A 21,071-nucleotide genomic window follows, 5' to 3' on the forward strand; every position below is an offset into this window, starting at 1 on the left:
CTGAATAAAGTATAGCATAGATTGGTAAAAAATACCGACACAACACAAAAAAGACCTACACAAGTAGGTCTTCTTTTAATGAAACGAAACAATCAAATTACAATGTAGCGAAGTGCAACAATGTACGGATCATGTTTGAAGTGAAGCCGTATTCGTTATCATACCATGCAGCAACCTTAACAAGTTGTGCATCTTCACCTGAAACGATTTCAGTTTGTGTAGGATCAAATACTGTACCGTGTGTGTCGCCGATGATGTCTGTTGATACCAAACCATCACCATTGTAACCGTATGAATCTGATTCATACTTCTTCATAGCTGCGTTAACTTCTTCTACAGTTACTTCTTTTTCCAAAATAACTGACAATTCAGTGATTGAACCTGCAGGAACAGGAACACGAATAGCTGAACCAGTCAACTTACCATCCAATTCAGGCACAACAAGACCGATAGCCTTGGCAGCACCTGATGAGTGTGGCAATGAGTTTGAAGCAGCATCGCGGTTAGCTTGACGCTTTGCAAAGTTTGAGCTCTTAGGACCATCTTGCAAGCTTTGTGAAGCAGTGTATGCGTGCACTGTCAACATCAAACCAGTCTTAACACCGAATTCCTTTGACAAAGCATTTGCCATTGGAGCCAATGATTGCGTTGTGCATGAACCAGCAGAAACAATCTTGTCTTCTGCCTTCAAAATGTCTTGGTTAACGCCGTAAACAACTGTTGGCACCTTACCTGCTGGTGCAGAAATCAAAACTTTCTTGGCACCGGCATCCAAGTGAGCTTGTGCTTTTTCGGCTGATGTATAGAAACCAGTAGCTTCCAGTACATATTCAACGCCATCATTTTGAACCCACTTTAGGTCAGCAGCATTACGTTCTGCGTAAACTGTGTAGTGCTTACCATCAACGATGATACCTGTTTCATCTGATGAAACTTCTGCCTTCAACACACCATGAATTGAGTCATACTTCAACAAGTATGCCAACATTTCGGGTGAAGTTAAATCGTTAATTGCAACCACTTCAATATCTGAAGCTGTATCTGACAATTCAAGGATACGACGGAAAGCCAAACGGCCAATACGTCCAAATCCGTTAATACCAATCTTAACAGTCATGTGTTTAGATCCTCCAAAAATTTTTGACTTATGTCAACACCAATATTATAGCACAAAGTTAGCGATTGAGCGAACGAAAGCACAACACAAACGATTGCCACCGTTCGTTATACGACAACATGAAATAGCATGATAATTAACACGCCACCAGATTTTCCATCGTCAAAAGCTAGCGCGCACAAGTACTTTTACCTCGATGATTCACAAACAAAAAATATAGTCAAATGATAAAATAGCCTGTATCTTGTCACATCAATAGCCGTAAAAAACAACTCTCAATCACAACATTGTGATTGAGTGAACTTTAAAAGATAAACCTACACTTTTCCTTAGTCATAAGAGGAAAATACTGTTTAGCCTTTATACCCGTTGTTTGGCAACATTAACTTAGTAATTTCACCAGAATTAATATATGCTAACCCTGTTTCAGTATCTACTACCAAACGCCCGTCTTCATCAATCTCTTTAATAACACCATTAATGTGTGTCTGGCCACGTTGTACTTCCACTTGTTGCCCAATCCCAACCACACGTTGGCGATACTGGTCGATATACCGACCATCTTGATAGTCAGCATACATATCAAAAAAATAATTAATTAGCGTGGCAACGACTTGGTTTCGCGACACAGTTAATTTGTCGACTAACGCCCCAGCCTTTTGACTGATTGTTTCGGGGAAACCTGTTGCCGGAACAGCCAAGTTCATCCCAACACCAACAGCTAAAGACGAAAATTGTTGGCTTTCAATATCGATGGTGCCCTCAGTTAAAATACCACCAACCTTACGGTTATGGTAAATCAAATCATTAACCCACTTGAATTCTAGGTCGATATTAAACAATTCTTTTACCATTTTTGATGTTGCGACCGCTGTGCTTGTTGTTAATCGCCCAGGATTGACCGCACTATGTGAATCTAATGGTAACGCAAATGTGACATATAATCCTGTATCTTTGGGTGAAAAAAATTGCCTACCTAAACGGCCAACACCGCCTGTTTGTTGTTCAGCCACCAGTACTGTGGTCTCGTTAATTTCACGTGAACCAAGCTTTTCCTTGGCGTAGATATTTGTTGAATCAATGGTATCAAAAACTTCCAGATTCACATGTTGTTTGAGATATTTTTCTATACCAGCAACTGATATTTTAGCCCCTTCAACATAACGATAACCCTGCCCGCGGACACTTTCTATCGTGTGCCCTTGTGCTTCTAATTTTTGTACAGACTTCCATATAGATGTACGTGTCATACCAAGACTTTGGGCAATCAATTCCCCCGATACCCAGCCGTCGGCCTGAATTAACAAGTATAGTAACTTATCTGCTGTATTCATCACATCTCCTATTTGCTACTCAGCATAAAATTTATGCCAAGATGCGTCAAAACATCTTGGCATAAATGCTATTATTCAATTCCAGAACCAGCCACAATCGTGTCGGGTAATATTGTCACAGTAACAATGTCATTCTTTTCGGCTGATAGAATCATACCTTCTGACACCTCACCCGCCATTTTACGTGGCTTCATATTAGCAACAATGGCAACTGTCTTGCCGACGAGCACTTCTGGATTAGGGTACCATTTGCGAATACCTGATAAAATTTGACGTGGCTTGCCAGAACCATCATCAAGTGTAAACTTCAATAACTTTTCTGACTTGTCAACAAGTTCTCCGGCAACAATTTTAGCGGCTAAAATTTCCACTTTGGCAAAATCATCATAAGTAATCAAATCCCGTTTAGGTTCTTGCGGTGCCTCATTGGCTGCCTGCTTGGCCGCTTCCTTGGCAGCACGGCCTTTGCCTTTGGTATCTTTTGATACTAAGCCGGAAATGAAGGCAACTTCTTCCGTTACATCTTGGCGTGGGAAAATTGGTTCGCCCTTTTTGACCACTGTGCCACCCGTTGGTAATTTACCGAAAGTTAAGCCAGCAATACGTACGCCATTTTCTGGATAAGTGAATCCAAGCTGTTCATAAATTTTCTTTGGTGCTTGTGTTAATACAGGCTGTAACAATACAGCAACAACTCGCAAGGCTGCGGCAAGATGTGCCATGACATTAGACAAAACGACCTTTTGCGTATCATCTTTAGCTAATACCCACGGTTGCGTTTCATCAATATACTTATTTGCCCGGCGAATAATCGTCCAAACGCTCTCTAGTGCATCAGCTGTACGCATGTCTTGGAAATATCTATTGTAGTCTGCAATAGCATCTTCAACTGTACGTACAAGATCTTCATCAAAGTCCGTTTTACCGGTGTGCAATTCTGGCACAACACCATGTTCATATTTATTAATCATAGCAACTGTACGGTTCAACAAATTACCAAGATCGTTAGCTAAATCAAAATTGACTCGGGCCACAAAGTCTTCTGGTGTAAAGACACCATCATTTCCAAAAGGCATGGCGCGTAGCAGATAGTAACGGACAGCGTCCAGACCATAACGTGCCTCAAGCACTTCCGGATAGATTACGTTTCCCTTGGACTTTGACATCTTGCCATCTTTCATAACCAACCAACCATGTCCAATCACTGACTTTGGTAATTCCAATCCAAGGGCATGCAACATAATCGGCCAATAAATGGTATGGAAACGAACGATTTCTTTACCAACAAGCTGCACATTTGCTGGCCAAAACTTATCAAATAAGTCTGTATTATCAGAATCATATCCTAAAGCTGTAATATAGTTTGACAAAGCATCGATCCAAACGTAGATAACATGCTTTTCATCCCCTGGTACTGGAATACCCCAGTCAACAGCTGTACGTGTCACAGCCAAATCTTCAAGACCCGGTGCAATAAAGTTGTTGATCATCTCGTTCATGCGCGCTTCTGGTTGGATGAATTCAGGATGTGTCTTATAATAATCTAACAGCCAATCAGCGTACTTGCTCATTTTGAAGAAATAAGCTTCTTCTTTAACTAACTCTACTTCGTGACCTGAAGGTGCTTTACCACCAATCATTTTCCCAGCATCATCGTGATATACTTCTGCTAATTGTGATTCAGTAAAGTATTCCTCATCAGAAACAGAGTACCAGCCTTCGTACTCCCCTTTGTAAATGTCGCCCTTTTCAAACAATGTATTAAAGATTTTTTGGACGGCCTTCTCGTGACGTTCTTCCGTGGTCCGAATGAAATCATCATATGAAATGTCCATCAGTTGCCACAAGTCTTTAATTTGCTTAGCCATACCATCAAGATAAGCAATCTCAGACGTGCCAGCTGCCTCTGCCTTTTGCTGGATTTTGAGGCCGTGCTCATCCGTTCCGGTCAAAAAATGCACCTGTTCACCAAGCAAACGATGATAGCGCGCTGCAGCATCAGCCAATACAGTAGTATAGGTATTCCCTAATTGTAACTTTCCGGATGGGTAATAAATTGGTGTCGTAATATAGAAAGTCTTGTCTTTTTGCACAGAAAACTGTTGTTCTGCCTTCGAAAACTTATCGTAAATGACAGCTGAATCTGTTAGATTAGCTGTATTAAAAAGAACATTATTTGGTTCTGACATATGAGTCTCTCTTTCTCTAACATGCTAACAAGGGTCTTGTGCATGTTTTTCTGCCGTATGAGGCGTGATTTACTAAGATAATTATAACGAATTTTATTTATTTTTCATAGTTTTTTTCAGCTCGTGCTGCCGATTTGTGGGAAATATTGCCCCTTTATTACTCGACCAGAAACTGATAAGGTAGAATATACCACATTAATAATTTAAGGGAGCTTGATATGACGCAACTCGAACAAATTACGCAATACATGCAGACAGCACTCGCTTCAGATAATTCAGGGCACAGTGCCGATCACATTGACCGTGTCGTGGCGTTAGCAAACAAAATTCTAATCAATGAACCTATGGCCGACCCTTTTATCGTTCGTGCTGCCGCATTACTGCACGATGTCTACGATGATAAATTGTTTAATAATGCATCGGATGTGCAATTAGCAAAATCACATCTTAAAACATTTTTGAGCAATATTTCAGTATCTCAAGACGATATTTCACGGATTTTTTACATTATTGATAATATGTCTTGGTCAAAAGGCATTGGTGGTCAAGCTCAACACCTTGATATCAATGGTCAAATCGTGCAAGATGCTGACCGATTGGAAGCTGTGGGCGCCATTGCCATTACACGTGCCATTACTTATGGTGCCGTGAAAAATCGCATCTTATATGACCCAGCAATTCCACCCCGTATTGCGCAAAACAAAGCTGAGTACCGGAATGATGATAGTACGACAATTAATCACTTTTATGAAAAATTATTATTGATTAAAGACCGTTTAAATACTGACACTGCAAAAAAAATTGCAACTAGTCGTCATCAATTCATGCTCGATTTTCTAGCTCAGTTTAAAGCAGAATGGGATTTAACTAAGTAAAAGATTTGACAACGCTATTAATCCCAGTTAGAATGATATTGTTTTGGAGGATACCATGTTAAAATTACAAGCAGTAATTGCATATTGCTCGAACCGGCGCATTGTTTAGCACCGGTATTTTGACGTTCATTCTATCAAACTATCATACGGACTAACTCAGCGCCAACTAGAAATTAACTAGTTGGCGCTTTTTGTTTGCACAGGAGAAAAAACATGAAGAAAATCACTATCGCCGTCATCACTATCGTCATTATATTAGCCGCTGCTATTGGATTGGCTAGACAGCAAGCGCATCATAAACAAGCGTCAGCTGATACCATATCGCCTAATACACTAACCATTGGATTAGAAGGCACATTTGCGCCATTCTCATATCGACAAGACGGTAAACTGACTGGCTTTGAAGTCGATTTATCTACTGCTATTGCCAAAAAACTTGATTTAAAGCCCAAATACGTCCAGACAAAATGGGATTCTTTGATTGCCGGTTTGGGTTCTAAACGTTACGATGTGATTTTTAACGACGTTGGTGTGACCCCAGAAAGACAGCAAGCTTACCGTTTTTCCACGCCTTATTTATATGCCAAAACAGTCTTAATTAAGCGTAAAAACAATACGCAACTCAATTCTCTAGCAGATCTCAAAGGTAAGAAAATGGCACAATCAACCACATCAAATTTTGGTGTGCTAGCCAAAAAAAATGGTGCTGAAATCGTTGCTGTCCCTGGTATGACTGAAGCCATGAATATGGTGACAACACAGCGCGCTGATGGTGCACTCAACGATCTTGGTGCCTATGCTACCTGGCAAAAAGCCAACCCTGATGCTGATACGACAGCCATTGATTTGAGTAAAGAAAGCCCCGCAGCACCGGCAGCACCATTGTTAGCGAAAAATAATAAAAAATTACAGCAACGTATTGATCAAGCTATTGCAGATTTGAAACAAGATGGCACACTTCAAAAATTGTCATTAACTTACTTCAACGCTGACTTAACAAAGAAATGATTACACGGTAAAAATCAGTGATTTCGATTTTGACCCACACTAAAAACTGAGGATATCACATGTCAGATTTTATCAATTTAGCTATCAAATATTTACCAGAGATTTTGCGTGCGGCATTGTTTTACACGATACCATTAACTATCATTTCTTTTACGTTGGCGATTATTTTTGCCGTTATCACGGCAGTCATTCGCATCATGAAATTACCAAAGTCACCAATCATACGTTTGTTAACTCTTATCATTAAAAGTATGGCCAGCTTTTATGTTTGGTTATTTCGGTCGACGCCTATGATAGTACAATTATTTATTGTTTTTTATGGCCTGCCTAATGCACATATCACGCTTTTTGCAAATGCTTGGGTTGCCGCCATTACAGTTTTCTCCTTAAACACAGGTGCTTATGCTGCTGAAAGTATCCGTGCCGCAATAACTTCTGTCCCAGCCGTACAAAAAGAGGCAGCCGAATCATTAGGCATGTCACCTTTTCAGGTTTATCGTCATATTATTTTGCCACAAGCAGCGCGCATTTCAATTCCACCACTAAGTAATTCGCTCATTAGCTTGCTAAAAGATACTTCATTGGCTAGCGTGATTACGATTGTCGAGATGTTTTACCTTAGTCAACAAATTGCAGCTGAAAACTATAAAATTCTATCCATGTATCTACTTGTTGCCCTAGTTTATGCTGCCATGACAACTATTTTGTCTATCGGTCAGCATTACTTAGAACGTTATACATCGAGGTTTATCCAATGATTCGTATTAATAATTTAGTCCAGCAATACAATGATAAATTAGCCCTTGATCACGTATCGGCTACGTTTCCAGAACATCAAACCACCGCGATTTTAGGACCTTCTGGTTCAGGTAAATCGACTTTGTTACGGGCATTAAATTTGTTAGAAATGCCAAGCAAAGGCACGTTAAAGATAGGTAATGATACAGCGATTGACTTTGATCAACCACTAACCATGCCCCAAATATTAGCAACACGACAGCAGTTTGGCATGGTTTTTCAAGAAAAAGCACTGTTTACACATCTAACTGTCCGAAAAAACCTAACTGAGGGTCCGATTAAAGTCAAAAAAATGTCTATCAAACATGCCAATTTAACAGCAGATCGTCTCCTGCAACAGTTTAATATGACAGATTTAGCTGAACGTTATCCCTATCAACTATCAGGCGGTCAGCAACAGCGAGTAGCGATTTTGCGTGCACTAGCGATGCAGCCTAAGTATTTATTGCTAGATGAACCAACAAGTGCTTTAGATCCAGAATTAGAAGCACAAGTTCTACGCATCTTACGTGATTTGGCATCACAAAAAACGTCGATGATTATCGTGACACATAATATGCAGTTTGCCAAACGTGTTGCTGATCAAGTACTCTTTTTAGAAGCTGGGCAAATCACTTACGCAGGTGCAGCCCATGAATTTTTCGAAGCCCCGAATCCCCGCATTCAAAATTTTTTAAGTGCCATGCAATTTTAAACGAAATCAACAAACTTTTATATGTTAAAATAGTATGATTTCATGACACAAATTAGGGAGTATGATATGGCTAGAAAGCGCACGTATAACCGTCGAAACCAATCACAAAATAAAATATTATCAGTGCTCATTTTAGTTGCTGTGATTGGTTTTTATCTCTGGCAAAACAACCAAGCCTCCCATTCTAATCAAGGTGCAACAAGCACTAAACCGTTTTCGAGTGCTGTGGCTGCTGATAATCAAGCCTTACTTAATTTAAAATGGGACGGCACACTTGATGGTGATGTGGTTCATATTAATAGCGATAAAGCAACCTTTACAAATGTTGAAATGGGGGAAACTTTCCCCTCACAAGGGTCTAAGCTCCGCCCTGTCGATGGTTTGAGTTTATCACCGCTGGATAATCTAGGTCGTTCACAACAAGGTAATTTTATTGCTAGTCGTTCAGCGATGGACAAAGTTACCAAACGTCCAGATCGTATTGGTTACGATGTACGCCCTTCTGGCTGGTTCATTGATGACCGCTTTGATGGCACAAAGTGGGTTGGTGGCTACCATAATAACCCAAATGTTAAATTAGGTAATAGCAAACAGGCACTATGGAACAAGTCGCATATTGTGGGTTATCAATTTTTTGGTATGCCAACCATGGTCACAGAAAACATGACCACTGGTACGCGCGTCGAAAATGCGTACCCTGGACAGCTTGTGGCCGAAGATGACATCCGCAACGCAATTAAAAAGCATCCAAATATCATGATTAGAGGCCAAGTTACACCGCTATATATTGGTACTGAACGCTTACCACGCGGCGTACACTACATGGCTAAATCCATTCAAGATAATGGTAAAATATTAAACTTAAATTATTGGATTTTTAATGTTCAACCTGGCATTACTATTGATTATCAAACTGGTAAAGCAACCATACAAAATAGTGCAAAATAAAAAGCCAATCGAATCAAGACGATTGGCTTTTTTAGCATAATCACTTATTAGTCGTTTCTTACGATTGTATCTTTTAACACCATCGAACTTGAGTGTCCTGGTCCCCCACGATTAGGATCAAAACAACGAATAGCAGCATTCACTGCACTTGGCGCTTCGCCTAGACCAATTGCAATTAAGTCTGCTTTGCCAATATAATGACTAGCATCACCAATGGCAAAAAGCCCTGGTACGTTTGTCTCTAGCGTCTGATTTACCGCAAAGACTTGCCCAGCTAACTTTGGCTGAACTGCCCAAGCTTGGATAGTTTTGTTTTCAGAAATGAAGCCATAGTTAATAATTAAGTCATTAACTATGATGTCGTTAACTTGTTGATTATCTTTAACGTGTGCTAAACGTAATTTCAGACGCCCATCGGGTTGCTTTGAAACTGATAATATTTTTTTAGGCGTTTCTCGAATAACCTTAGATGCCATCAACGTTTTAACACTTTGTTCCATTGCTCTAAAATTATCGCGTCGATGAATTAAAGTTGTTTCTGCTGCAATATGGCTTAACATCGTTGCCATATCGACGGCTGAGTCACCACCACCCGCAATCGCAATATGATGATTATCAAAGTCGTGCTTATTTTTTATAAAATAATGCACCCCTTGACCCACTAAATTATCAACACCGGCAACTTGAATTTTACGTGGTTCAAAAGCACCTTTACCCGTTGCGACAATAACTGTTTTAGCTTGAATAGACGTGCCATTATTTGTTATTACTGTGAATAAATTGCCGCTTTTTTCTAAGTTAACCACTGTTGTCTGCGTTCTAATATCGACTGGAAAACGCTGTAATTGCTGTGATAGTGCAGCAATAAAATCGGTTCCTTTAGTTGCTGAAAAACCAGCAACATCCAAAATTGTTTTTTCCGGATAAAGCGATGTAACTTGCCCACCAAGGGTTGCTAGGCTTTCTAAGAGTATCACCTTTGTATCACGCAAACCAGCATAAAATGCTGCAAACATGCCGACTGGGCCACCACCAATGATAGCAATATCATAAATTTCTTGTGCCATATTACCTTCAATAAACCCAATTTTTTGGGCAACCGTCCTTTCAAATAAAAATTCTACTCCCATTATTATACCTATTATGACATCTTTTAACGCACTTTTTTTCGACAGTCGGTATAATAGAGATATTAATGACTTGGAGGATAGATGTGTTGCATCATTAGCGACAACACAAAAAAAATTATGGCTCAAAAAAAGATGATTCTTGACCTTGATACTGGCATTGACGATGCCCTCGCTCTGGCTTATGCTGTTGGCAATCCAAACGTTGACTTGATTGGCGTTATCGCAAGTTACGGTAATACTTATGTTGAAACGGCTGCACAAAATTCGTTGAATCTATTGCACCTACTTGGCGCCGATGAAGTGCCTGTCTTTTTGGGAGAAAGCCACGCCTCAACAGCTGACCATTTTGATGTTATGCCAATTTCTCAGTTAATTCATGGTAAAAATGGTGTCGGTGAGGTACCCTTAGATGTCGCCCCACGTGGTGTTGAGAAACAATCTGGCGTTGATTTTTTGATTGCATCAGCTCATCAATATGCTGAGGATTTAATTTTCATTCCAACCGGCCCGTTGACAAATTTGGCTACAGCAATTAAAAAAGACGCTGAAGTTGCTCACTTAATTGGCAACACCACCTTAATGGGTGGTGCACTGACAGTGCCTGGCAATGTATCGCCATTTACCGAGGCCAATATTCACCAAGACCCTGAAGATGCTGACTACGCTTTTACTCGCCAAAAGAACCTGACAATGGTGGGATTAGACGTGACATTGCGGACACTGCTGACAAAAACAGAAACCGCCGCTTGGCGTGCTTTAGGCACCTTAGCGGGTGAAAAATATGCCGACTTGATGGATTTCTACATTGATGCTTACTACAATTTAGATATCGACAAAAAAGGCGCAGCGCTACATGATCCATTAGCTGTAGCTGTTGGTATTGATCCAACTTATGTGACAACAATGCCTTTAGCTATGCATGTTACCTATGATCGTGATAGTGGTGATTATGGTCGTACTATTGGTGATAAAGAAAAATTGCTTGAACCAACAACAACTAAAGCAGCTATTTTAGTTGACACTACTCGTTTTGTCTCTGATTTTCAAAAGATGATGCTGACTGTTCTAGCTTAATAAAAAAGTGTTGCAACGCGATAACGTTGCAACACTTTTTTATTCACGTATTTGGCCTTGACCAAAGACTTCGTATTTAATTGTTGTCAATGCTGGTAAGCCCATCGGCCCACGCGCATGTAACTTTTGGGTTGAAATACCAATTTCAGCGCCAAAACCAAATTCAAAACCATCAGTAAAGCGACTTGATGCATTTTGATACACTACAGCAGCATCTACTTGATTCATAAATTGTGCGACATTTTCAGAAGACTTACTGATAATCGTTTCTGAATGATGTGTTGTATGGTTATTTATCCAATCAATCGCATCATTGGTATCAGAAACAATTTTAATCCCCATAATCAAATCATTATACTCAGTATCCCAATCTTGTTCTGATGCCAAGCTAATCCGTGGGTCTAGCTGGTGGCTGGCTTGATCCCCACGCAATTCAACATGTGCACGGACCAATTTTTCGGTAATCTTAGGTATAAATTCAGCCGCAATAGCCACATCAACCAATAACTTTTCTGCTGCATTACAGACAGCAGGTTTTTGTGTCTTAGCATTGTGAATAATTGCAATAGCTTGCTCTTGATCTGCTGATTGATCCACGAAAATGTGGGTATTTCCGGCCCCAGTCTCTATCACAGGTACTGTCGCATTAGCCACAACAAAGTCAATGAATTTTGCTGAACCTCGTGGAATTAGGACATCAACGTAGTCTCGCATATTTAGCAAGACATTCACTGACTCGTGAGATGTATCCGTAATCAATTGGATAATATCTGGATTCAGCGCATTATCTCTCAAAACATCACGCAAAATATTTGCTAACACGGTATTGCTATGAATGGCTTCTTTCCCACCACGCAAAATAACAGCGTTTCCTGATTTCAAAGTTAATGCTGCTGCATCGATTGTGACATTCGGACGTGCTTCATAAATCATAGCCACCACGCCTAATGGCACCACTCTTTTAACAATTTTCAAATCAACATGTGTTTGCCAAGTATCAAAAGGCCCTGCTAATGGGTCGGGTAATGCAACAACTGCCAATAACGATGTCGCAATAGCTTTAATGGTTGGTTGGTCCAGAGTCAATCGCTTAATCATCGGTTGACTTAAAGTATTCGCATAAGCCGCTATATCTTCCTTATTAGCTGCCATAATGGCCGACTGGTTATCTAACAATGCCTGACTCATTTGACGTAATAAATCATTTCGTGTTGTTATTGTTAGTCCCGCGACATCAGTCGCTGCTGTCTTAGCGCGCTGTCCAATTTCTTGTACGCTTACTACCATATTAAACTCCTTTAAATAAAGTACCAACTTGTTTTCCGTTAACTACATCTAATATTGTAGCGGGATTTTCGCCATTAATTAATACCATTTGGCGTGCTCGTTTTAATAAATAATCGGCTGCATACAATTTAGTGGCCATTCCACCCGTTCCTAGTGTTGATGAGCCATTAGCACCAGCCAACAATTCAGCTGTCACTTCAGACACTAGTGGGATTGCCTGTGCATTTGGGTTGACGTGTGGATTAGCTGTGTATAACGCATCAATATCGCTTAGGACCACAAGACTATCAGCAGATGTCTCATGTGTCACAATTGCTGCTAGGCGATCATTATCACCAAAAGAGTGTTGGTGGTCTAACTCATCAACCGCAATAACATCATTCTCATTAATAATCGGAATAACATTTTGACGCAACATAGCCTCAATGGCATCGATTGTATGACGTAACATTTGCTTATTGTTGAAAACATCATAGGTTAAAAGTACCTGTCCAACATGTTGTTGATAAAAAGCAAAACTCTGATTATAAATTGCCATTAAATAGCTTTGCCCAATAGCTGCAAGTGCTTGTTGCGCAGGAATGTCAGTTGGCCGTGTGCGACTATTCATCTGATTTAATGCAACGCCAATGGCACCGGAAGTAACTAAAATAACATCATAATTTGATTTTTGTAGCTGTGTGAGTGTTTGTGCTAAACGATTAATTACTGGATACTTAATATCGCCAGTAGCATCAACAATAGTACTGGTACCAACTTTAACGACAATGCGTCGCCACGCTTTATCAGATTGAATGTCTGACCGTGATAATTGCATGATAATTGCGTCCTTTTTTACTTGCATGTTCATGGTTGTTAGCTATGTCTGACACAGGTAATAACGCACGGTATAATGATTTTCTCATTTAACATTTATCATTATATCATGAATAGACAGGTATAAAAAAATAAAAACATGATGCGACTCATGTTTTTATTTTTTAGCGATCATATTCTGATAAAAACTTTTCAATCTTGTCACGATAAAGTACTGGGTGGTCATGAAAACTCTGAACATGCTTTGAGCCTTGACTAACCCACAATAATTTTGGTGCTTTTAAAGCTCGATATAATGGATAAACCATCTTGGTTGGTACAAAATCATCGGCACTGCCATGTATAAAGAAGGTTGGTAATGAACTTTTAGACACTTGTTTTAAGGGACTCACTTCGCCGTAAAAGTAACCAGCACGAATTTTTGAAATGCCGGAAACAACATTAACAAACGGAAAACTTGGCAAATGATACATTGCTTTCGCTTGATATTTTGTTTCGTCTGCTAAATTTGTATAGGCAGAATCTGCAATAACTGCTTTAACTTGATGTGGTAAGTCAGGCTCACCAGAGACTTGCAGTACCGTTGCTGCACCCATACTCATACCGTACATAATAATATCGGTATCCTGACCCTGGTATTTAATAATTTGATTCAACCATTGAATATAGTCACGGCGATCAAGCCAACCATAGCCAATGATTTTTCCTTGAGAATCACCATGTGCACGATTATCAGGAATCAAAACATTGTACCCTAATTCATGAAATAGTTCACCATAAATTGCCATGGTTGTTTTATTATTGTGCCAACCGTGAGCGAGTATCGCTGTTTTGTTGGTTTTTTTATCGGCTGGTACGTACCAGGCATCTAATTTTAAGCCATCACGCGTTGTTTCATGCCAAATTTGCTTGTGACGTGCCAGAAATGTATTTTCATATCGGTAAAGTGAGTTATCTTTTGAGCGCAAGATATCTGGTTGGTTTGACTTTGGATTACGTACTTGCGCGACATGAAAAAAATACATACCTGATAGCAGCAAGATAATGACAATCACAACCACAAACCCGATCAGCCATTTGACTAAGTTGTGCATATTTGTTTACCCCTTAAAGTAATTATTGTACACCCCTATCATCTTTCTCGCAATTAAGGGCACTTATTCTGAGCAATCACTTACTGATATGATAATAAATTCATTTACTTGCAATATACTCATCATGAAAAATGGTATACTAAAAAGAAAGTCAAAAAGAGGTATAAACATGGGTTACTCACAGACCTGGGATTTAGAAAGTATCTATCCCGGCGGCATCAGTTCACCAGCTTTAGAGGCAAAATATCAAGCAGTAGCACAGGATATTAAATTGTTTGAGCAGGACCTCACATCAGCAGAAACTTCAGCTGATAGCCTTGCCGATTTATCTGATTTAGCACAAAAAATTGGTTCTGGGTTGGGCACAATCAGTATTTTCATTAATGGTTGGGCTTCAGTTGATTATGGCAACAGTATTTATGGCCCTCATTTTGCTAAACTGGGTCAACTGTTTGCTGATTTTGCTACACCCATGAACAAATTCAAAAAATTATTGTTAAGCTTGAACGAATCAGCGTTTAGAGATGTACTAAAAACACCTCGCTTAGAACCAATCGCTTTTTACCTTAGCGAATTGCGAACTGATGCAAAGCGACTACTCGATGACCAAACTGAAACATTAATCAACCAATTTGATTTAGACGGTCAGCAAGCTTGGTCACAGCACTATGATACAATTTCATCCGGCTTATCGATGACTTATACAGATGACAATGACGGCAAAACACGTCGCATTTCTGCAGGACAAGCACTCAATATGTTAGATGGCGAACCCGATAACAAAACGCGTGCCAACATTATGACAAATTATGAGAAAATGTGGGGCAATGCTGAAAACTTAACTGCTGATACACTCAATCATTTGGCAGGTTTTCGTTTAACTAATCAAAAGGCACATGGTCGTCAATCACACTTAGAACAGCCATTAGAAATGAATCGTATGTCCCAAGCAACACTAGATGCCATGTGGTCGGTTGTTGATAATAATAAAGCCATGTTCAAGCCTTATTTTGAACGTAAAAAACAACTGCTCGGTTTAACGCAACTTGGCTGGCAAGATCAAGTTGCGCCACTGACATCCATTGGTAATTATCAACCCGCCGAAGTGTCTTATGACGATGCAGCAGATTTTATTGTGACACAGTTTGGCAAATTTTCTCCTAAAATGGCTAGTTTTGCTAAAATGGCATTTGAAAAGCGTTGGATAGAATCTGAAAATCGTCCTGGCAAGCAACCAGGTGGTTATATGGAATCTGTTCCTGATTTGCATGAATCCCGTATTTTCCTGACTTACACTGGCTCTGTCAATGATGCAGCAACAATTGCACACGAATTAGGACACGCTTTTCATTCTGCACAGCTAACGGATTTACCTCTTTGGCGTGATGCCTATGCGATGAATGTGGCTGAAACAGCCTCAACATTCGCTGAGTTAATTGTTAACGATGCAAATGTTAAGGCAGCAACTTCTGATGCCGAAAAGCTCGTGCTGCTTGATGCGAAAATGACAAACCCTATTGCCATGTTTTTAAATATTCATGCACGCTTTTTATTTGAGGATGCTTTTTATAAAGAACGTCAGCATGGCGTCGTTACACCGCAAAAACTTAATGCACTGATGGATGAGGCTCAAATTTCGGCGTTTGATGGCATCCTAGATATACGCCATCCACATTTTTGGTCCTCAAAACTACATTTCTTTATCGATTCCGTGCCATTTTATAATTTTCCGTATACCTTTGGTTATTTATTCTCAGCTGGCATTTATGCTGAAGCCCAAAAAGATCCTAATGGATTTGAAGATAAGTATATTGCGCTGCTTCGCGACACAGCTAACATGACTTCAGAAGCACTGGCACAAAAACATCTTGGTGTTGATTTAACGCAACCTGATTTCTGGCAAGCAGGTGCTGACCTGATTCAACAAGACATCAACGACTTTTTGAGATTGTCGGAACAATTTATTTAAACAAAAAGCCAAGCACAATGCTTGGCTTTTTGTTTATTTATATTTTTCTTCCAACTGACTCATCCATAGGCCTATACTAGTACCTATCAAGAATAATAACGCACTAGCAATGCCACTGACCAGATTAAAACCACTATAATCGGCAACTGGTGGCACAATAATTAATACAGTTGAGACAATAACAATTCCTAAAATCACATGATACACTTTCGCATGATACTGTCTAATCAAAAAATGCATAATCTTTGATAGTAAAAGAAGTGTCACTAAACCACCTAGTGTGATGGGGATGAAAACCCCCGGATCAGCACGCTTAAAACCCTGAATCATTGGCTTAAACAACCCGAGATACAGCAGAAAATTAGAAGGGCTTAAACCAGGTACAATGACCCCTAATGCAATTAAGCCGCCAGCAAGTAACCAAGAAAAGAAATTAACTGGTAATTGGCCAACTAGTCCTGCGACATTATATAAGAACACACCACCAATAATAATTGTGGCAAACAATACCAACCAATCAGACCAATGACGACCTGTCTTGCTACTTTCTTTAAACAAAGTTGGTAAAGTCCCCACAATTGCCCCAGCAAATCCCCACAAAACAACTGCCTTATAAGTCGTCAACAAGTAGGACAACGGATTGCTAAGCAAAATAATACCTACAATGCCACCAAGACCAACCGGCAAGAAATACCAAAAGTCACGCTTAAAATTTTGACGTACATGAGCCATAAAATCTAACATACGTTCATACAAACCAAGTATTGCTGCGAGTACACCACCTGATACGCCTGGTAAGATAAAACCAAGTGCGATAAATATACCCTTAACAAAACGGCTAATCCAATTTTTAATGATTTGATTTTCCATAATAATAGCCTAACATATTTTTAGAATATACTCATTAAATATGTTTTTTCTCATTATGTCCTGTTGCGCCAATCTGCTAATGTTTTTTGGATATCTTCACTTTGACTAATCATGCTAATCACCGCTGCCCCGTCTACGCCCGTTGATAAAACCTTCGATAAATTATCACGTTGAATCCCACCAATAGCTACAATTGGGTGATGCGCGATGCGAATCAATTGGCTGAGTCCAGATATGCCAATTGGCGGTTTGGCATCTGACTTACTCGTTGTTGCAAATATTGGGCCGACACCTATATGGTCAATACCCGCTACATGAGCAATTCGCTGGTATTCTTGCTGGTTAGACACGGAAACACCGACAAACAAATTGCCAGATTGTTTAATATTATCAACTGGCCGACCATCATCCTGACCAAAATGAATACCATCAGCAGCAATGGCGTGTGCTAATGCCATATCATCATCGATTACCAGAGGGACATGATATTGCGCTGTTAGTGCGCGTACTTGCTTTGCTAATTGTAACTTTTTTTGCCCAACTAACGCACCTTGCCCTTTTTCACGATACTGAAATAGGGTAATTCCACTTCGCAATGCCTTATTTAAGATTCTTAAAAATTCTGCTTCGTCAGCAACATCTTGTGTGCCCATAATGAAATACCGAGCTAACATCGTCTTATCAAATATCATAAATCACCTCTGGTTGGTTTTTTATTGTACTTTGGGCTAGGTGATTTAACGGCCCATAGCGATGACCAACCAAAATACCATCACGAATAGTTGCATCAACATATGTCTTGGCAGCAATAATGGCAGTTTCTAAATCATGTCCTAGTGCGAGTTGTGCTGTAATCGCAGCGGAAATTGTATCGCCAGTACCATGCGTCCGTGCTGTGTTAAAGCGCTTTGTCCTTAGCCAAAAATGACGACCATCTGCCAACAAAATATAATCTAAAACAATTGGTGCATCCCCGTGGCCGCCCTTTAGTAGCACATTTTTTGCGCCCAACGTCTGTAACTGTTGTGCAGCCAGCATGATATCATCTGTGGTTTTAATTGATAGATGAGTTAATACTTCTGCTTCAGGTAGATTCGGTGTCACTAGTGTTGCCAAAGGCATCAACAGTGTTTTCACTGCTGAAACAGCCTCATCAGTTAATAGCTGTGCGCCACCTTTAGCAACCATAACAGGGTCTAAAATTAACGGCCCAAAGTTAAATTTAGTCATTGCTTTTGCCACCGTTTCAACCGTGGCCGTATCGCCTAACATGCCCGTTTTCACCGCACGAATTTTCAAATCATCAGCAACAGCTGACAATTGTGCCATAATCATATCTGGTGTAATCATTTGGACTTTTTGAACACCACAAGTATTTTGTGCCGTCACCGACACCACAATATTTGCCCCATAAACACCTTGAGCTGAAAATGTATTTAAGTCTGCCGTCATACCTGCGCCACCACTTGAATCTGTGCCAGCTATTGTCATAGCTTGCGGTGTATCATTCATATTTTTTCACCTCCTTTGCAATAAATGTTTCAAGCTTGCTTTCTGATAATAAGTATAATTCATCTAATACCTGATTAGCAAAGTAACCAGGTGTGGTTACTTTGTGGCTTGCTGTTAAACCAGCTAATTTCATCATAGCCATAGCACGAACAGTGTTGTCCATAGAAATTTCATCACCGTTGAATGCTCCGATTATAGCTGATAATGCATCACCCGTACCAACATTGCTAGCTAGTAATGGTACGTTAACTGGTAGCACACGCGTTGTTTTACCGTCAGAAATAACATCGCTAGGGCCACTCATTGCAATAATTGCGCCGGTTTTATTCGCAGCTAACTGTGCAATCTGCTCTATATTTCCTGATCCAACGGCATCAATACCATGACTGGCAAAATCGATGCCAGCAAACCAGGCAATTTCGGCAGCATTACCACGAATAATATCAACTTTACTATTTGTGAGCAACTCTTGAACAGGAACGCTTCTAGACGGTATACCTACCGCAACAGGATCCAAAACCACTACTGTCTTTGTTTGATTGGCAATTTGTATCAGCTTTACTGTCTCAAGCAGCTCTGCTCGTCGCCAGGTACCAGTATTAACTACCACGGCATCACTGACAGCAACGAGATCCGAAAACTCTGCCACTTCTCGTGCCATAATTGGCGAGCCACCAATAACATTAACAGCATTTGCAACAAACTGCGGTGTCACATAGTTAGCATAATTAAATACTAAAGGTGTTGTTTCTTTTAATGTTGATAACTTCATATTTTTAATTCTCCAATCAATTGCGACAAAATTTTTGTGCCCGCCACAGCTTTTAAAAACAAATAAGCTAGTATGGCACCAAAAACCGATGCTGGCAGAAAAAACGGTATATAAAAATAAAAATGTGGTACTTTAACATGATAAAGCCAAGTCATTATTGGCGCGGAAACAATAGCTGAAATAATGCCTGTTCCAACGATTTCACCCAGAACCGCGGCTAGGTAGTTGTCCGTTAGACGATATAATAGACCAGCTAGCGCTGCACCAAAAACCGCGCCTGTAATAGCTAAAATTGGGCGTCCTTCTAATACCATCCGCAAGCCACCTGTTAAAAAGGCAACACCAATTGCATACCAGGGTCCTAATAGTACAGCTGTAATAACGTTAAAAAAATGTTGAAAAGGGGCCATATTAGGTAATACAACAATACTAGACGTTGCAAACGATAGTGCGGTTAACACACCAGCTATGCTGATTTGACGTAATGTTTTATGGCTACCCGATTTTACTGTTATCTCCAAAACATACTCCTTTTACCTATTAGCATGCCACCATATGAGCAATCAAAAAGCCGCTACTTATTTACGCTGGAAATAAGTAACGGCTACCAAAAAAACGTGCTTTATTAGTACCATTAGTGTATCTCCCTTCGCGCGCATGACCACGATCAGGTTCAATGGGTATTTCTCAGCCAATAAAGGCACCCCAGATAGGTTTATTTAGTTTATGGCATAATTGTAACCTAGCTTAACACGATATGCAAGATTCAATTTAAGGCTTACCATGTTTTATCATCAAAATCACGCATTTGCTGCGTCAATGATAATTGTGATTCAGAGGTCACCCGACTATAACTTGTAGTATATGGGTTTTTCATTAAGTGTTTCATTTGTGCAAATAAATCACTGGCTAAAAAATCAGCTAGTGCATCGTGATCCGGCCAAAAAGTCCATAGCATGAAGTCAGCTTTACCATTACTATTTTGCGCTAAAATTGCGTGGTTCGGCACGAGTTGCTTGATTAATTCATCGTTATGTTCTTTGCTTTGAAAAGCAATTTGATGTACCACATCGCCAACTATGGGCGACTTAACGATGCGACTATCAAAAGACATTGGTCTCTGAAATTTCGCAACCAAGTCAGGAGCGTCCAACAACAAGACGTTTGTTCCAGCTAGTTGTGACTCTTTACCCAAATAAAAAAAGTTGTCTGCATGTTGCGCTTGCATTGCAAGTAATGTTGCAGGTTCTTGTTCCGGTGTTAAAATTAAATTGATTTTCATAAGAATGGCTCCTTTAACGCATTCACGACATTTGATGATAAACGTGCTTGATGAGATAAAATAAAGTGTTGTACACCAGAAAAAGTTGTCAAATCAACCTCAGGTTTAATAACATGGGCAGCAGCAAGCTTTTTCGCAAAGGTTATATCAGCCTGCGTCATCATACTAACGCCCCATGAATCATTTAATAAAAGTGACTCCCATTGATTTGTCAATATTGCCTCGGCGCGTCTGAAACGACTGTCTTTATCAATAAAGCTACGTAAATCCATCGGCTCTAATTTTTTATCCATATGTTCGCT

21 protein-coding genes and 1 riboswitch are annotated in these 21,071 nt (G+C 39.9%); of the genes, 7 read left to right on the forward strand and 14 right to left on the reverse strand.

Annotated features, from left to right (window positions below; genetic code table 11):
- Nucleotides 1–97: 97 nt before the first annotated feature.
- The 3 genes from gap to metG all read right to left on the reverse strand — a co-directional run bounded on the left by gap (nt 98) and on the right by metG (nt 4,640).
- Nucleotides 98–1,117, reverse strand: a complete 1,020-nt coding sequence (gene gap / locus C5L21_RS08615) for a type I glyceraldehyde-3-phosphate dehydrogenase (protein WP_004901157.1) — start codon at nt 1,115–1,117, stop codon at nt 98–100.
- 353 nt (nt 1,118–1,470) lie between these two features.
- The gene (locus C5L21_RS08620) at nt 1,471–2,451 is read right to left on the reverse strand and encodes a biotin--[acetyl-CoA-carboxylase] ligase (protein WP_040189856.1); all 981 of its coding nucleotides are present in this window, start codon (nt 2,449–2,451) and stop codon (nt 1,471–1,473) included.
- A gap of 71 nt (nt 2,452–2,522) precedes the next feature.
- On the reverse strand, nt 2,523–4,640 hold the full coding sequence (metG, locus tag C5L21_RS08625) for a methionine--tRNA ligase (protein ID WP_004901162.1): 2,118 nt from the start codon (nt 4,638–4,640) through the stop codon (nt 2,523–2,525).
- A gap of 218 nt (nt 4,641–4,858) precedes the next feature.
- Here metG and C5L21_RS08630 point away from each other — a divergent pair, with 218 nt between their 5' ends.
- The 5 genes from C5L21_RS08630 to C5L21_RS08650 all read left to right on the forward strand — a co-directional run bounded on the left by C5L21_RS08630 (nt 4,859) and on the right by C5L21_RS08650 (nt 8,963).
- Nucleotides 4,859–5,515: an HD domain-containing protein gene (locus tag C5L21_RS08630; RefSeq protein ID WP_004901164.1), complete on the forward strand. Its 657-nt coding sequence runs from the start codon at nt 4,859–4,861 to the stop codon at nt 5,513–5,515.
- 213 nt (nt 5,516–5,728) lie between these two features.
- Nucleotides 5,729–6,523, forward strand: a complete 795-nt coding sequence (locus C5L21_RS08635) for a transporter substrate-binding domain-containing protein (protein WP_085699816.1) — start codon at nt 5,729–5,731, stop codon at nt 6,521–6,523.
- 59 nt (nt 6,524–6,582) lie between these two features.
- Nucleotides 6,583–7,281: an amino acid ABC transporter permease gene (locus tag C5L21_RS08640; protein ID WP_085699814.1), complete on the forward strand. Its 699-nt coding sequence runs from the start codon at nt 6,583–6,585 to the stop codon at nt 7,279–7,281.
- On the forward strand, nt 7,278–8,015 hold the full coding sequence (locus C5L21_RS08645; RefSeq protein ID WP_085699812.1) for an amino acid ABC transporter ATP-binding protein: 738 nt from the start codon (nt 7,278–7,280) through the stop codon (nt 8,013–8,015). The genes C5L21_RS08640 and C5L21_RS08645 overlap by 4 nt, the downstream gene beginning before the upstream one ends.
- A 66-nt stretch (nt 8,016–8,081) precedes the next feature.
- Nucleotides 8,082–8,963 (forward strand): DNA/RNA non-specific endonuclease, encoded by an 882-nt coding sequence (locus C5L21_RS08650; RefSeq protein WP_085699810.1) that lies wholly within the window; start codon nt 8,082–8,084, stop codon nt 8,961–8,963.
- Nucleotides 8,964–9,010: 47 nt separating this feature from the next.
- On the opposite strand, the gene C5L21_RS08655 is transcribed toward C5L21_RS08650, so the two are convergent.
- Nucleotides 9,011–10,030, reverse strand: a complete 1,020-nt coding sequence (locus tag C5L21_RS08655) for an NAD(P)/FAD-dependent oxidoreductase (protein ID WP_170167821.1) — start codon at nt 10,028–10,030, stop codon at nt 9,011–9,013.
- 180 nt (nt 10,031–10,210) lie between these two features.
- Here C5L21_RS08655 and C5L21_RS08660 point away from each other — a divergent pair, with 180 nt between their 5' ends.
- Complete coding sequence (locus C5L21_RS08660; protein ID WP_133286263.1) at nt 10,211–11,167, forward strand: nucleoside hydrolase; 957 nt, start codon at nt 10,211–10,213, stop codon at nt 11,165–11,167.
- A gap of 39 nt (nt 11,168–11,206) precedes the next feature.
- On the opposite strand, the gene C5L21_RS08665 is transcribed toward C5L21_RS08660, so the two are convergent.
- The 3 genes from C5L21_RS08665 to C5L21_RS08675 form a co-directional block, all read right to left on the reverse strand.
- Nucleotides 11,207–12,454, reverse strand: coding sequence for a glutamate-5-semialdehyde dehydrogenase (locus tag C5L21_RS08665; RefSeq protein WP_040189848.1), 1,248 nt, complete (start codon nt 12,452–12,454; stop codon nt 11,207–11,209).
- 1 nt (nt 12,455) lies between these two features.
- Nucleotides 12,456–13,271: a glutamate 5-kinase gene (gene proB, locus C5L21_RS08670; protein ID WP_004904348.1), complete on the reverse strand. Its 816-nt coding sequence runs from the start codon at nt 13,269–13,271 to the stop codon at nt 12,456–12,458.
- Nucleotides 13,272–13,434: 163 nt separating this feature from the next.
- Entirely contained in the window at nt 13,435–14,364 is a 930-nt protein-coding gene (locus C5L21_RS08675) for an alpha/beta hydrolase (RefSeq protein WP_004904349.1), read from the reverse strand.
- 169 nt (nt 14,365–14,533) lie between these two features.
- Here C5L21_RS08675 and C5L21_RS08680 point away from each other — a divergent pair, with 169 nt between their 5' ends.
- A complete protein-coding gene (locus tag C5L21_RS08680; RefSeq protein ID WP_085699806.1) occupies nt 14,534–16,333 on the forward strand; it encodes a M3 family oligoendopeptidase in 1,800 nt (599 codons plus the stop codon).
- 33 nt (nt 16,334–16,366) lie between these two features.
- Here C5L21_RS08680 and C5L21_RS08685 read toward each other — a convergent pair whose 3' ends face one another.
- The 7 genes from C5L21_RS08685 to C5L21_RS08715 all read right to left on the reverse strand — a co-directional run bounded on the left by C5L21_RS08685 (nt 16,367) and on the right by C5L21_RS08715 (nt 21,062).
- Nucleotides 16,367–17,203 carry a DUF368 domain-containing protein gene (locus C5L21_RS08685; RefSeq protein ID WP_004904351.1) on the reverse strand — a complete coding sequence of 279 codons (837 nt, stop codon included), beginning with the start codon at nt 17,201–17,203 and terminating at the stop codon, nt 16,367–16,369.
- Between the two features lie 53 nt (nt 17,204–17,256).
- Nucleotides 17,257–17,895 carry a thiamine phosphate synthase gene (gene thiE, locus C5L21_RS08690; protein ID WP_085699804.1) on the reverse strand — a complete coding sequence of 213 codons (639 nt, stop codon included), beginning with the start codon at nt 17,893–17,895 and terminating at the stop codon, nt 17,257–17,259.
- On the reverse strand, nt 17,885–18,715 hold the full coding sequence (gene thiD, locus C5L21_RS08695) for a bifunctional hydroxymethylpyrimidine kinase/phosphomethylpyrimidine kinase (RefSeq protein ID WP_004904352.1): 831 nt from the start codon (nt 18,713–18,715) through the stop codon (nt 17,885–17,887). The genes thiE and thiD overlap by 11 nt, the downstream gene beginning before the upstream one ends.
- Nucleotides 18,708–19,487: a hydroxyethylthiazole kinase gene (gene thiM, locus C5L21_RS08700; RefSeq protein WP_085699802.1), complete on the reverse strand. Its 780-nt coding sequence runs from the start codon at nt 19,485–19,487 to the stop codon at nt 18,708–18,710. The genes thiD and thiM overlap by 8 nt, the downstream gene beginning before the upstream one ends.
- The gene (gene thiW, locus C5L21_RS08705; protein ID WP_004901207.1) at nt 19,484–20,008 is read right to left on the reverse strand and encodes an energy coupling factor transporter S component ThiW; all 525 of its coding nucleotides are present in this window, start codon (nt 20,006–20,008) and stop codon (nt 19,484–19,486) included. The genes thiM and thiW overlap by 4 nt, the downstream gene beginning before the upstream one ends.
- A gap of 106 nt (nt 20,009–20,114) precedes the next feature.
- Nucleotides 20,115–20,205: riboswitch (TPP riboswitch) on the reverse strand.
- Nucleotides 20,206–20,265: 60 nt separating this feature from the next.
- Nucleotides 20,266–20,769 (reverse strand): hypothetical protein, encoded by a 504-nt coding sequence (locus C5L21_RS08710; RefSeq protein ID WP_085699801.1) that lies wholly within the window; start codon nt 20,767–20,769, stop codon nt 20,266–20,268.
- Nucleotides 20,766–21,062 (reverse strand): hypothetical protein, encoded by a 297-nt coding sequence (locus C5L21_RS08715; RefSeq protein ID WP_004901213.1) that lies wholly within the window; start codon nt 21,060–21,062, stop codon nt 20,766–20,768. The genes C5L21_RS08710 and C5L21_RS08715 overlap by 4 nt, the downstream gene beginning before the upstream one ends.
- Nucleotides 21,063–21,071: the final 9 nt, after the last annotated feature.

It is taken from the genome of Leuconostoc citreum, from assembly GCF_004354555.1.
Taxonomy (GTDB): domain Bacteria; phylum Bacillota; class Bacilli; order Lactobacillales; family Lactobacillaceae; genus Leuconostoc; species Leuconostoc citreum.